This is a genomic window from Streptomyces sp. NBC_01089 (assembly GCF_045162975.1).
GTDB lineage: Bacteria > Actinomycetota > Actinomycetes > Streptomycetales > Streptomycetaceae > Streptomyces.
Genome location: NZ_CP108660.1, coordinates 3,128,355 through 3,141,711 on the forward strand (window position 1 = coordinate 3,128,355; position 13,357 = coordinate 3,141,711).

The following is a 13,357-nucleotide window of genomic DNA, read 5'->3' on the forward strand; positions in this document are numbered from 1 at the left end:
GTTCGGAACCTGTTATCGGATCGACGCGAACGGGGCCGGGCCCGTCCGGTGACCTGTGTGCCTACATCCGGTGTCCATCCAGCAGCGCGGCCGCGGTGAACAGTTCCACGGCGACCTCGACCGACGCCTCGTCGGGGTCGAAGTCGCCCCGGTGCAGGTCGCCTCGGGCACTGTCGCCGGGCGTACGCACACCGAGCCTGGCCATCGCGCCCGGCACCTGCTCCAGGTACCAGGAGAAGTCCTCGCCGCCCAGGCTCTGCTCGGTGTCCTCGACCGAGTACGGTCCGCGGCGCGCGGTCATCGCGTCGCGCAACAGCTCGGCCACGGCGCCGTCATTGACGACGGGCGGCACCCCGCGTACGTAATTGATCACCGACTTGGCCCGGTGCAGGTCGGCCACCTCGGCGATGGCCGCGTGCACCAGGTCGGGGGCGGCCCGCCAGGCGTCCAGGTCGAGGCAGCGCACGGTGCCGGAGAGTTCGGCGTGCTGCGGAATGACGTTGCAGGCGTGGCCGGCCTCGATCCGCCCCCAGGTCACGGCGAGCCCCGCGCGGGCGTCGACCCGCCGGGCCAGCAGCGCGGGGACCTCGGAGACGACCTTGGCGGCGGCGGTCACCAGATCGGTGGTGAGGTGGGGCCGCGCGGTGTGCCCGCCGGGCCCGTCCAGACTGACTTCGAGCCGGTCGCAGGCGGAGGTGATGGGCCCGGCCCGCAGCCCGATCCGCCCGGCGTCGACCTTGGGGTCGCAGTGCACCCCGATGATCCGGCCGACGCCTTCGAGCACCCCGGACTCGATGGCGTCGGGGGCGCCGCCCGGGAGCACCTCCTCGGCGGGCTGGAAGATCAGCCGCACCGGGTACGGCAGCTGCCCGGCACGGTGCAGCCGGGCGAGCACGAGCCCGGCGCCGAGCACGGCGGTGGTGTGCACGTCGTGCCCGCAGGCGTGGGCCATACCGGGCACGGTGGAGCGGTAGTCGCAGTCGGCCTTGGTGTCGGGGATGGGCAGCGCGTCGATGTCGGCACGGAGGGCGAGCATGGGGCGGGGGGCGGCGCCACCGTGAGCCCCGGGGGCGTCGCCACCGCTGTCACCCCCGTCACCGCTGCCACCCCCGTAGGCGCCATCAACGCCATCGGCACCATCGATGCCGTCGGCGCCATCGATGCCGATGTCGCACATGAGGCCGGTCCCGGTGTTGAGCACGCGGGGCGCGAGCCCGGCCAGCTCCAGCCGCGCCTTGAGGGCGGCGGTGGTACGGAACTCCTGGTTGCCCAGCTCCGGGTGCCGGTGCAGATCACGGCGGAAGGCGATCAGCTCGGCACGGAGGTCGGCGGGCAGCACACCGGGCAGGGCCACGTCGGAGGCGGGGCGGCCACCGGCGAGGGCATCACCACCGCCATGGGCATCACCGGCACCGTCGGAGGGGCCGGGCTGCTCGGCATCGGACTCACGGGACATCAACTGGTTCACCCGTTCAAGGTTAGGCCCCTTCACTGCTCAACTAACCATCGATCAACAAAAGTTCAGCCGCTTAGGCGAAAGAATCATGGTGCGGCGGGCTTGGAGTGAGGGTTTGGTGGGTAATGCAGGGGGCCGCTCCGGTCCGGGCGGGCCCGAGGGGCCGCAGGGCTTTCCCTAGGCTGGTGGGGAGGCGGTTCCCGTACCGGGGCCGCCGTGACCGTGGCCGTGAGCCGGGATGCGACCGGACGGCAGACATGAGGTGGCTGAACGTGACGAATCCGGTGCCGGACGCGGAAGCGCAGCAGGACGTCCGGGCGGAGGAGGGGGTGCGGGGCAGACGGCGGACCTCGCTGCTGCTGGCCGTGGCGGGGATCGCGTACGCCGTCGACCTGGGCAGCAAGCTGGCCGTGGTCGCGAAGCTGGAGGGCCACGCCCCCGTCAAGGTGATCGGCGGCTGGCTGGAGCTGAGCGCGATCCGCAATCCCGGTGCGGCGTTCGGCATCGGCGGGGCGACGACCATCCTGTTCACGGTGATCGCGGTGGCCATCGCCCTGGTGATCATCCGCGTGGCGCGCCGCCTGTACAGCGGCCCGTGGGCGATCGCGCTGGGGCTGCTGCTCGGCGGCGCCCTCGGCAACCTGACGGACCGCCTCTTCCGCTCGCCTGGCGGCCTGCGAGGAGCGGTCGTCGACTTCATCGCGGTCCGCGATTTCAGCGTGATGAACCTGGCCGACTGGGCGATCTCCTGCGGCGGCGCCCTGATGGTGATCCTCGCCTTCCGCGGGCGGGGGCTGGACGGAACCGTGAACGTCAAGGAGCAGCCGGGGGGCGGCGCCGAGTGACGGGGGCGGTCCGGCCCCGCCCCGGGGCACCCATTCCCCTCCTCGACTTATACTGATTCGTATATCTGGAGTTATACGAATGAGGTGGCCCGGTTGCTGGAGAAGCCCGCCCGAGTGCTTGCCCGCGATCGCGAATGGCGCATCCTGAACCAATTCCTGGCAGCCGACGACCCGCAACTGCGACTGGGGCTGCTCTCCGGCCGCAGGCGTTACGGCAAGTCGTTCCTCCTTCGTGCGCTGACGGAACAGGCTGGAGGTCTGTACCTGAGCGCCGTACGGGAAGAGGGCCGCATCGCCGCCCTTGAACGCGCCACTGCCGCTGTCGCCGCATACGCCGGTCTCCCGGAAGCCGAAGTCCGGATCGGTGACTGGGAGCGGATACTGACGACGGCGCTCGACCAGGTCGCACGGCAGGCGGCGCTGCCTCTGCTCGTGATTGACGAGTTGCCCTACCTGCTGGAGCACTCGCCGGAGATCCCGGGCATCCTGCAGAAGCTCTACGACGACTCGCGGACCGGCCCCGGCGCCCCCGTCCGGGGCCGGATCATCCTCTGCGGTTCAGCGATGAGCGTCATGCACGAATTGCTTTCGGGCACCCAGCCATTGCGAGGCCGAGCCGCCCTGGACATGCGGCTCACGGCCTTCGACTACCGGACCGCGAGAGAGCTCTGGTCGGTCGACGACCCGGATGTGGCACTCCGGCTGCATGCCGTCCTCGGCGGGGCACCTGGCTACCGGCAATTGGTCGCCACCGGCACACCCGGCTCCGTGGACACGTTCGACACCTGGGTCATGGACAACCTTCTGAGCCCGGACATCGGTGTCTTCACCCGCACCGAGACCGAGCATCTGCTGCGTGAGGACCCCCGCATCACCCGCCGTACGCTCTACTACGACGTGCTGACGGCGATTGCACGCGGGGCATCGTCCCCCACGAAGATCGGTGGCCTGGTCGGCAGGGAACGCACTGCTCTGGCCCACCCGCTGGACGTGCTGGCCAGCTCCGGGTACGTGGTGAAGGAGGCTGACGTCCTCCGAGGCCGCAACACCAGCATCAAGCTCGCGGATCCCGTGATCCGCTTCAATCAGCTGATCGCGGTTCCCCGAGCCGATCTCATCGATCGCGGGCGTGCCGATCAGGCGTGGCGGGCGTCCGCTGCCACATTCCAGTCGAAGATCCTCGGGCCGCATTTCGAAGATCTGGCCCGTCAGTGGACCGGGCACTACGCCCACGAGCTGCTGCCCGGACTGGAGTTGGGAGCGATCGGTACAACCGTGGTTTCCGACCCCAGGGCAAAGACCGCGCACGAGGTCGACGTCGTCGCGCTCGATCTGGACAGCCGGCCGCAACAGCCCGGCGCACGTATTCATCTGCTCGGTGAAGCCAAGGCGACCATCGAACGCCGGAGCCCGCACGATCTCGCCCGGCTGGAACACATCCGGAGCCTTCTGGCCTCACAGGGCTACAACACAGAGGGAACGGTTCTGGCGCTGTTCTCCCTGAACGGCTTCTTCCCCGACCTGGTCCGGACCGCCGGACAGCGAAAAGATGTAGCGCTGGTGGATCTCGACGCCCTGTACGGCGGGCCGCCGCGCTGGGGAGCAGCCAGGTTCGTGTGACCTTCAAGGCAACTCACACCCCCGGCGCCAGCCGCTGTACGTCGCGTGCCGTCCCCGTCACCCCCGCCAGGAATCCCTCTGCCCTGGGGGACGCCGTGTCCGTGAGCCACGCGGGGTCGATGTCGCAGACCGCCACGCGGACCTCCGTGCCTGCCAGGGCGAGCGGGAGGGTGTGGACCACCGTGGACGGGAAGCTCACGATCGTGCGGCCGATCGGACCGCGGCGGGCGATCAGTTCCAGCGGGAGATCGGGGCGGACGATCTCCAGGCCCGTCTCCGCGTGCAGCCGGTGCAGCTTCTCGGTGGATTCGCGCCGGTGGGCGAAGTACCGCGTCACCTGGTGCGTACGGGCAAGCCCCGTCACCGCCGCGAGGTAGCGGTCCTCGTCCACCACCCCGGTCTCCACGAGCGAGGTGCCCACCAGGTCCGATGTACGGGTGATCCTCGGCGGGCCGAAGCGGGAGCGTGTCCAGGCGAAGTCGTTGGCCGTGACCGTCAGGCCGGGCGGTGCCTCCGCCACCGGCATCGAGCTGAAGACCTCGACCGCGCGCCGGCCGGACGGGGTGAGGCGGCGGCGGGCCGCCGACGCCATCGGGGCGAAGAGCAGGTCGCGGGGGCCGCGGCGGCCGCGTCTGTGCCAGCGGACCAGGGGCTCCCCCGCGGCGAGTTGGGCGATGAACTCCATGGTCGCCGTACCGTCGTCCACCACTGTCAGGTCCCTGGCGCCGGTCAGTGCGAGGAGGAGCTGCACGTACCGCGAGAACGGGTCACCGATGACGATCCGGCCGGCCCCGCGCAGCAGGGGTGCCAGCCCGCCGATGGTCTGGAACGGCGCCGCCACTCCGCCACGCGCCTCCTCCCAGCGCACCGTGATCCCCTCGCCCCGGGCCAGTTCGGCCATCCGGCGGAGCTGGCCCCGGGACATGGGGTCGAGCGGTGAGAGGACGACCACGGTCAGGTCCCTGGTCGTCGTGTGGGCCCACTCCAGCAGGTTGAGCAGCTGGACGGGGCTCTCCACGAAGGCGAGCGTGGCGGGGGCGCTCTTCACAGTGGCGGTTCTCCGGTCTCGGGTCTCCGGGCTCGGGGGCCGGTCTCAGGCCCGGTCCCGGTTCTCAGGGCCGGTCCCAGGAGCCGGTTCCGGTTCTCCTGGCCGGCCTCTCCGGCCTGGGCGGCCGGTCTCAGACCGACGCGGGCTCGCGGTCCGCGCCCTCGGCGACGACGCCCGCGACCCGGCGCAGCTTCTTCATCGGGGCCAGCTCCGACTCGTAGACCTTCTTGACGCCGTCACCGAGCGACGCCTCGATGGTGCGGATGTCACGCACCAGCCGCTGCAGCCCCTGCGGCTCGACGGACGCCGCCTGGTCGGAGCCCCACATGGCGCGGTCCAGCGTGATGTGCCGCTCGACGAAGGCCGCGCCGAGCGCGACGGCGGCCAGCGTGGTCTGGAGGCCGGTCTCGTGACCGCTGTAGCCGATCGGGACGTTCGGGTACTCGCCCTGGAGCGTGTTGATGACCCGGAGGTTCAGCTCCTCGGCCTTCGCCGGGTACGTCGAAGTGGCGTGGCAGAGCAGGATGTTGTCGCTGCCGAGCACCTCGACCGCGTGCCTGATCTGCTTCGGGGTGGACATGCCGGTGGACAGGATCACCGTACGGCCGGTGGCCCGCAGCGCGCGCAGCAGCTCGTCGTCGGTGAGCGACGCGGAGGCGACCTTGTGCGCCGGTACGTCGAACTTCTCCAGGAACGCGACGGCCTCGGTGTCCCACGGCGACGCGAACCAGTCGATGCCGCGCTCGGCGCAGTGCTCGCTGATCGCGCGGTACTCGTCCTCGCCGAACTCGACGCGGTGCCGGTAGTCGATGTACGTCATACGGCCCCACGGGGTGTCGCGCTCGATGTCCCACTGGTCGCGCGGGGTGCAGATCTCCGGGGTGCGCTTCTGGAACTTGACCGCGTCGCAGCCGGCTTCGGCGGCGATGTCGATCAGGGCGAGGGCGTTGTCGAGCTCGCCGTTGTGGTTGATGCCGATCTCGCCCGTGATGTAGACGGGGTTGCCGGGGCCCGCGGTCTTGGCGCCGAGGGTACGGAGGCGGGTGGTGCTCATGAGGGGGTTCCTTACTTGTTGAGGGTGGGGCCCAGGAGCCAGGCGGCGATCTCGCGGATCGCTCCTTCGCCGCCGGGGGTGGTGGTGACCGCGCGTGCGGCGCCGCGTACGGCGTCGTGGGCCTGGGCGACCGCGACGGGCCACCCGACGAGGCCGAAGCACGGCAGGTCGTTCACGTCGTTGCCGACGTAGAGCACGCGCTCGGGCGCGACACCCTGTTCTTCGCACCACTGCTTGAGTGCGAGGTCCTTGCGGTCGATGCCGTGCAGCACGGGCACCCGCAGCTTGCGGGCGCGCGCCGCGACGACCGGGTTCTGTTCGGTGGAGAGGATCAGGAGCTTGAGGTCCGTGGTGTCGCGGAGCGCCGCGATACCGAGGCCGTCGCCCCGGTGGACGGCGACGATCTCGTGGCCGTCCGAGTCGATGAGCACCCGGTCGTCGGTCTGGGTGCCGTCGAAGTCCAGGACGACGGCGTCGATGTCGTCGCGGCCAGGCAGCGTACGGACGTCGAGCAGCGGCGCGAGGGCGCGGGCGCGCGCCAGGTCGTGCGGGTCGTCGATCTCCAGCGCCCTGGCCGGGTCGGTACGGACCAGCGCGGTCTCGCCGAAGAACCGGTGCCGGGCGGTACGGAACCCCGCGGCGTCCATCGCGTAGGCCGCGCCGGTCTCCAGGTAGTCCTGCGGGCGGTCCTGACGGCGGGGGCGGAACGCCTTGTCGTGGTTGACCCCGACGGTCTCCGTGCGGACCTTGTCCGAACCGGCCTTGTCCGTACCGGACTTGTCCGTGCCGATCCCGTCGGTGCGGTGTTCCTCGCGCCAGACGAAGCCGTGCGTGGGGGCGACGGTCAGCGCGGTGTCCGCGCCGCCGTCGGTGACCGCGGCGGTCACGCCGTCGATCTCCTCGCTGGTGAGGAAGGGGCTGGTGCACTGCACGAGCAGCACGACATCCGTTCCCTGGTACGCGTCGAGCGCGTGCAGCACGGCGGCCTCGCTGGTCGCCGTGTCACCGGCGATCTCGGCGGGGCGCAGCACCACATCGGCGCCGGCCTCGCGGGCCGCCGTCGCGATCCGCTCGTCGTCCGTCGACACGGCGATGTCGGTGACGCGGCGGGCGCCCAGGCAGGCCCGTACGGCACGGGCCACGAGCGGTACACCGCCGACCGCTTCGAGATTCTTGGCCGGTACGCCCTTGGACCCGCCACGCGCCGGGATCACGGCCAGGACCCGGGGGGATCTCGCGGGTGCGGCCGGTGCCGCGGGCTGTACGGACCTGGCGGTCGGGGGCAGCCCGGCCGGATCAGCGGCTGCGAAGGCTTCGACAGCCTCGGTGGCTTCGGTGGCTTCGGTGGGCATCACAGTTCTCCCATGCGGCGGATGACGGGTGCCACGCGCTGGACGCCGTGGCGGTACGCCCCGCGCGCCGCGTCCCGTACGGCGTCGCGCACCACTCGCCGTACGCCGCCGGTCCCGGTGTCGGGGGCGGCGTCCAGCCGGTAGCGGGCGAGGATGCCGGGGAGGTATCCGGGCGCGGTGGCGAGGGTGTAGTAGGGCTGGATCGGGGGGAGTTCGGGCTCCAGGAGCAGCCGGGCGACCCGCTCGCGTGCGGCGTCGAAGGCCGTGTCGTACGGGGCTCCGCCGCGGGGCGCTCCCCCCTCGGGGACTTCCCCGCTGCCGTCAGCGGCCACCCCCTGGGCGGCCAGCCACGCGGGGTCGGCCTCCGGGCTCGTGCCGGAGTCCAGCTGGTCCCAGGAGGCGAGGCAGCCGGAGCCGAGGAAGTGGTGGTTGCCGAGCGCCTCGCGGATGCCGAGGTCGGTGAGTACGGCCGTGGGGATGCGCCGGTGCAGGGATTCGAGAGCCGCCGTCGACGAGACCGTCACCAGCAGGTCCGTGCGGTCCAGCACCTCGCCCATGTGCCCGTACACCAGGCGGAAGTTGGCGGGCAGCCCGCCGGGCAGCTTCTCCGCCAGCTTCTGGTACGGCAGTTCCTCGATGTGTGTGGTGTGCTCGCCCGGCTGGGAGCGCAGCTTGAGCAGCACCTCGCGGTCCGGGTGCAGCCGGGCGTGCTCGGCCAGCCTGCGCAGCAGATAGGTACGGTCCGCGCGGGAGGCCGGCACCGAGGGCTGGGCGGCGAAGACGACGGTCTTCAGCGTGTCCCCCGTGTACGGCGCCCCGCCGAGGAAGGGCAGCGCGGTGCAGGTCACCGCGGACGCGTCGGCGCCCACCCCCTCGTACACCGCGCGGAACCGTGCCGCGTCGTGCGGCGAGTTGGCGAGCACCACGTCGGCGCCGTGCCGCAGCAGCAGGCCGTCGGCCAGCTTCTCGTAGACGACACCGACGTAGCCGGTGACGACCACGGGCCGCCGCCGCGCGGAGGTGGAGACCACGGGGGTGGTGACCGCGGAGGTGGTGAGCGCGGCGAGGCCGTGCAGCATGGCCTGGACGGCGCCGCCGACGAGCGCGAGGACGACCACGTCATAGCCGTCGTCCTCGACGGCGCGGAGGAATTCGGCCCCCGTCACCTCCCGTACGTCGGCCGTGTCCACACCGGCCCCGACCTCGGCGAGCTGGCGCGGCGTGGGCGTGGCCCGGCCGCGCAGCAGAAAGCCGCTGAGCCGTGCGTCCCCCACGGAGAGGCGGCGTGCGGTGAGCGCGCCCCATTTCCAACGGGTGTCGGAATCGGCGATCACGGCAACGCGGAGAACATCGCTTGTACTTGCTTGCACACCGATGAAGGTAGAAAGGCATTCGGTTCGGCGGCCCAACTCAGCCGCAACAAAGGGTTAACAGCGGGCCGACAGCGAGAGAAACGGCGAGCGGGGCGGGCCGGTTCACTGTTCCGCCATATTCAGTTCACCTGTCATCCCACCGGGCTTCAGGGCGAATGCCGGGGGGCCTCTTAGCGTCACGCAGGTGGTTAAGCTCTCCGTCATCGTGCCGTTCTTCAACGTGCAGACCTACGCCCCCGACACCCTCCGAAGCCTGCGCGCGAACGCACGCGACGACTTCGAGTTCCTGCTCGTCGACGACTGTTCGACGGACGGGACCCCGGAGATCCTCGAACGTGCGGAACGCGAGCTTCCGGGGGCCGTCCTGCTGAGACACCGGGAGAACGGAGGACTCGCCACCGCCCGCAACACCGGGCTCGACGCGGCCAGCGGCGAATACATCACCTTCCTGGACGGCGACGACTGGCTCGCCCCCGGCCACTACGAGCGGCTGCTCGCCGGCACGGAGGCGCTGGGCTGCGACTTCGTGCGCACCGACCATGTGCAGTGCACGGGCAGCACCCGGACGGTCCACCGGGTCCCGTACGGCAGAAGGGGCGAGGTGACCCGCCCGCGCGAGGTGATTCTGCCCGCGGACCGCTCCACCCCGGTCGACTACGCGTACGCCTGGGCCGGTATGTACCACCGCAGACTGCTGGACCGCGGGCTGCTGCACTTCACCCACGGGCTGCGCACCGCCGAGGACCGCCCGTGGATCTGGCGGCTGCACAGAGAGGCGGAGTCATTCGCCGTTCTCGGGCTGCTCGGTGTTTTCTACCGGCGCGGTGTCGCTTCGTCCCTCACGCAGATCGGCGATGTACGCCAGCTCGATTTCATCCGCGCTTTCGACCAGGTAATCGACGACACATCGAAAGACCCGGAAGCCGATCTCCTTCTTCCCAAGGCCGTGCGCACCTATTGCGCCATTATTTCGCACCACTTGGGCTCCATCGAAAGGTTCGAACCAGCCGTGGCACGTAAATTGCGGACGCTCAGCGCGGCCGCCCTGAAACGGATGCCGCAGGATCTGCTGAGCGACGCGCTCGACTCGATGGACACCCCGCGCGCCTCGCGGCTGCGGCGGTTGCGCCGCCGTCCGGCCCCGCTGACGACGGAGGCCGCAGCGTGACACCGCCCGCCGCTACGGCCTCTGTCCGTACGACGCAGATCTTCTACGCCTCCACGCTGTACGGGGCCGCCACCCTTGCCGCCGCGATCGACAGCGGCTGCTTCGGCGCCGCCGACCGGCGCCTGCTGCTGGTCAGCAACAACGCGGCGATCCCGGAGACCACCCCCGCGCTGGACGCGATGCCCGGCTTCGAGCGGCTGCGGGACCGGTTCGACGGGGTGCTCTCGTGGAACGGGACCATCGCCCCGCTGCACCCGGGCGGCTGGTCGCCGCGCACCGACGACATCCCGCTGTGGGAACGGCAGTTGCGGCTGCTCTGGGACCTCGGCGACGACCGGATCGAGCTGGCCGTCGAGTCCGTACAGGTCAACCCGGCGCAGGCGCTCGCCCTGCTCTTCCAGGACGCGCCGGTCACCGTGTACGCGGACGGCCTGATGTCGTACGGCCCGACGCGCAACAAGATCGACCCGCTGATCGGCACCCGGATCCGGCGGCTGCTCCATCTGGATCTGGTGCCGGGGCTGAAGCCCCTGCTGCTCGCCGAGTTCGGGGTCGAGCCGGAGATCGTGCCGGATGCCGCCTTCCGCAAGGTCCTGGCCGAGGTGGCCCTCGCCGCGCCGGGCCTGCCCGAGTGCGCGGAGCCTCCGGCGCTGCTGCTGGGCCAGTACCTCTCGGCCCTGGAGATCCTCACCCCGCAGCAGGAGGAGGACCTCCATGTGCGGATGCTGCGCGGTGCGGTCGCCCTCGGCCACCGCACCGTCGTGTTCAAGCCGCACCCGACGGCCCCGGCGCGCTGGTCGCGGCTGCTGGAACGGGAGGCGGAGCAGCTCGGCGCCGAACTGACCGTGATCGACGAGCCGTTGCTCGCCGAGACCCTGTACGAACGGGTGCGCCCGGCGCTGGTGGTCGGCTGCTTCTCCACCGCGCTGCTGACGGCGAGCGCCTTCTACGGGATCCCCGTCGCCCGCACCGGTACGGAGCTGCTGCTCGCCCGGCTGGCCCCGTACCAGAACAGCAACCGGGTCCCGGTGACGATCGTCGACGCGCTGCTGCCCGATCTTGAGGACGCCGGGGCCGCGCCCGCCGATGATCTGCCGGGGCTCGTCGCCGCCGTCGGCTTCGCGATGCAGCCGCAGCTGCGGCCCGATCTGCGCCCGGCGGCCGAGGCGTATCTGAGCCGCCATCTGGACGCCCACACCTGGCGCTACTTCAAACGCCGCCGGCTGACCGTGCTGGGCCTGCCGGGCGCGATGCCCGCTCAGCTCGCCTTCATCCCGCGCAACGCGACGGTACGACGGGTGGCCAGGCGGGCCCGCTCCCTCAAGAGAGTTGCCCTGGGATGACCACGACCCCGGCCTCCGTGCCACTTCCCGCGGCTGTCTCCGCACCGGCGCCGGACCAGGCCAAGGGCCAGGGCTCCGGGGGCTCCCCCGAGTCCGGGACCGAGTCCGGGACCGAGTCCGGGACCGGCTCGGGTCCCGGCGACGCTCCGCTGCCGATATCCCCCGCGCGCACGGGCAGCCCCGGACGGCCCGTGCGCGCGGGCGGGCGGCTGCGTGCCCTCGACGGCCTGCGGCTGGTCGCCGCCCTGATGGTCGCCGCGTACCACTACGGCGGCCGGGACGGCGACATCAGCAAGGGGTGGGGCAGCTCGCCCCGCCACCAGTTCCCGACGCTCTCCGAGTGGTTCGCCTACGGCTGCCTCGGTGTGCAGATCTTCTTCGTCATCAGCGGGTTCGTGATCTGCATGAGCGGCTGGGGACGGCCGCTGCGTTCCTTCTTCGCCTCCCGGGTCTCCCGTCTCTACCCGGCGTACTGGGCGGCGATCGTCATCGTCACGGCGACGTTCGCGCTGCCCTGGGTCGCGTACCGGACGGTCTCGCCCAGCGACGCGCTGGTCAACCTCACCATGCTCCAGCAGCCGGTCGGCGCCGAGCGGGTGCTCGGGGTGTGCTGGACCCTCTGGGCCGAGCTGCGCTTCTACGCGCTCTTCGCGCTCTGTGTGGTGCTGCCGGGCGCCAACCGGCAGCGCGTGCTGGTGTTCTGCGGGGTGTGGACCCTGGCCGCCGCGATCACCGACGCGGTGCACCAGCCGATGCTGGACATGGTGCTGATGCCGGAGTACGCGCCGTTCTTCATCGGCGGGATCGGGCTCTATCTGCTGCACCGCGACCGCCGTGACGTCATCGCCTGGGGCGTGGTCGGCGTGAGCTGGGCGCTCGGCCAGCACTACGCGGTCGCCGGGCTGTGGCACCGGGCCGATCCGGCGTTCTTCTCCTACCGGCACACCTCCGTGATCGTCGCCGTGATCACGCTGGGCTTCGTGCTCGTCGGCGCCGTGGCACTCGGCTTCTTCCGCTGGGCCGACTGGCGCTGGCTGACGGTCGCCGGGGCGCTGACGTACCCCTTCTACCTGGTGCACGAACACCTGGGCTGGGTGGTGGTGGCCGTACTCCACCGGAAGCTGGGCATCCCCTCGTACGGGACGCTCGTCCTGACCGTCGCACTGATGCTGGGGCTGGCCTGGCTGCTCAACCGTTACGTCGAGAACAGGCTGACGCCACTGCTGCGCGGCGCTCTGTCCAGGAAGAGCCTGTCCGGAGAGGTCGCTCCGGCTTCGACGGCGGGCCGCTGACAGATCACGGATGGCGGGTCGCGGGTCGCGGGTCGCGGACCGCGGGTCACGGGGCACGGGGCACGGGTCACGGATGACGAGCCAGGGCCGGCCACGTACAGCGCCGGGAACGGGATCTGCGGGCCCGGCCCGTCACGCGTCGCGCGGCCGGTACGCCGCCTCGATCCCGGCGACGATCAGCCGCAGCCCTTCCTCGAAGCGCCGGTCGTAGTCGGTGAAGATCTCCCGGCCGGCCGCCGCCGTGAGCGGGTAGTCGGCGAGCCGCCGGGCGCGCTCCTCGATCCCGTACCCCTCGCGGCGCTCGTCCGGCATCGGCTGGACGCCCTGCTCCTCGATGACGAAGCCCACCGTGAACGAGTACGCCGTGGTGCCGGCCTGGACCGCCTGTGCCAGGCCGAACCCCCGTGAGGTCATCTCGCCCAACTGCTTCTCCAGCGACTCCGCGTGGTCGGTGCCGGTGAACCGGGCGCCGCTGTAGACCCTGGCGCCGTCCCGGTGGCGCAGCAGCATGGCGCGCAGCGCGCGGTTGTAGACGATCAGCCCGTCCTGCCAGCCTCCGCCGCTCTGTTCACGGTCCTTCTCCGGCAGATCGTCGGCGATCATCCGCCGGTACATCAGCGTCGCCATCTCGTCCAGCAAGGACTGTTTGTCCTTGAAGTGCCAGTAGAGCGCGGGGGCTTTGACGTCCAGCTCCCTGGCGATGGCGCGCAGCGACAGCCCGTCGAACCCGACCTCGTTCAGCAGTCGCAGCGCGGTCTCGGCGACGCGCGCCCGGTCGATCTTCGTTGTTCCCACCTTGACAATTT

The 13,357-nt window shown here is 71.2% G+C and carries 11 protein-coding genes; 5 read left to right on the forward strand and 6 right to left on the reverse strand.

Translation table 11 applies throughout. The features are described from left to right. Positions 1-61 precede the first annotated feature (61 nt). Complete coding sequence (locus OG510_RS13750) at positions 62-1,456, reverse strand: amidohydrolase (protein ID WP_406142387.1); 1,395 nt, start codon at positions 1,454-1,456, stop codon at positions 62-64. Between the two features lie 257 nt (positions 1,457-1,713). On the opposite strand from OG510_RS13750, the gene OG510_RS13755 reads away from it, so the two are divergent. After that, on the forward strand, positions 1,714-2,301 hold the full coding sequence (locus OG510_RS13755; protein WP_406137051.1) for a signal peptidase II: 588 nt from the start codon (positions 1,714-1,716) through the stop codon (positions 2,299-2,301). A 93-nt stretch (positions 2,302-2,394) separates the two neighbouring features. Beyond that, positions 2,395-3,921, forward strand: a complete 1,527-nt coding sequence (locus OG510_RS13760; RefSeq protein WP_406137052.1) for an ATP-binding protein — start codon at positions 2,395-2,397, stop codon at positions 3,919-3,921. A 13-nt stretch (positions 3,922-3,934) separates the two neighbouring features. Here the strand turns inward: OG510_RS13760 and OG510_RS13765 are convergent, their stop codons facing one another. The 4 genes from OG510_RS13765 to OG510_RS13780 all read right to left on the reverse strand — a co-directional run bounded on the left by OG510_RS13765 (position 3,935) and on the right by OG510_RS13780 (position 8,745). Further along, positions 3,935-4,969 carry a hypothetical protein gene (locus OG510_RS13765; protein ID WP_406137053.1) on the reverse strand — a complete coding sequence of 345 codons (1,035 nt, stop codon included), beginning with the start codon at positions 4,967-4,969 and terminating at the stop codon, positions 3,935-3,937. A gap of 130 nt (positions 4,970-5,099) precedes the next feature. Next, positions 5,100-6,023 carry an N-acetylneuraminate synthase family protein gene (locus OG510_RS13770; RefSeq protein ID WP_406137054.1) on the reverse strand — a complete coding sequence of 308 codons (924 nt, stop codon included), beginning with the start codon at positions 6,021-6,023 and terminating at the stop codon, positions 5,100-5,102. 11 nt (positions 6,024-6,034) lie between these two features. After that, positions 6,035-7,375, reverse strand: coding sequence for a cytidylyltransferase domain-containing protein (locus OG510_RS13775; protein WP_406137055.1), 1,341 nt, complete (start codon positions 7,373-7,375; stop codon positions 6,035-6,037). Next, positions 7,375-8,745 (reverse strand): DUF6716 putative glycosyltransferase, encoded by a 1,371-nt coding sequence (locus OG510_RS13780; protein WP_406137056.1) that lies wholly within the window; start codon positions 8,743-8,745, stop codon positions 7,375-7,377. The genes OG510_RS13775 and OG510_RS13780 overlap by 1 nt, the downstream gene beginning before the upstream one ends. A gap of 187 nt (positions 8,746-8,932) precedes the next feature. Between OG510_RS13780 and OG510_RS13785 the strand changes: the two genes are divergently transcribed. The 3 genes from OG510_RS13785 to OG510_RS13795 are packed head-to-tail and all read left to right on the forward strand — an operon-like array spanning position 8,933 to position 12,551. Beyond that, positions 8,933-9,916 (forward strand): glycosyltransferase family 2 protein, encoded by a 984-nt coding sequence (locus tag OG510_RS13785; RefSeq protein WP_406137057.1) that lies wholly within the window; start codon positions 8,933-8,935, stop codon positions 9,914-9,916. Beyond that, the gene (locus tag OG510_RS13790) at positions 9,913-11,259 is read left to right on the forward strand and encodes an alpha-2,8-polysialyltransferase family protein (protein ID WP_406137058.1); all 1,347 of its coding nucleotides are present in this window, start codon (positions 9,913-9,915) and stop codon (positions 11,257-11,259) included. The genes OG510_RS13785 and OG510_RS13790 overlap by 4 nt, the downstream gene beginning before the upstream one ends. Continuing rightward, entirely contained in the window at positions 11,256-12,551 is a 1,296-nt protein-coding gene (locus OG510_RS13795) for an acyltransferase family protein (RefSeq protein WP_406137059.1), read from the forward strand. The genes OG510_RS13790 and OG510_RS13795 overlap by 4 nt, the downstream gene beginning before the upstream one ends. A 132-nt stretch (positions 12,552-12,683) precedes the next feature. Here OG510_RS13795 and OG510_RS13800 read toward each other — a convergent pair whose 3' ends face one another. Then, entirely contained in the window at positions 12,684-13,346 is a 663-nt protein-coding gene (locus OG510_RS13800) for a TetR/AcrR family transcriptional regulator (RefSeq protein ID WP_406137060.1), read from the reverse strand. Positions 13,347-13,357 lie beyond the last annotated feature (11 nt).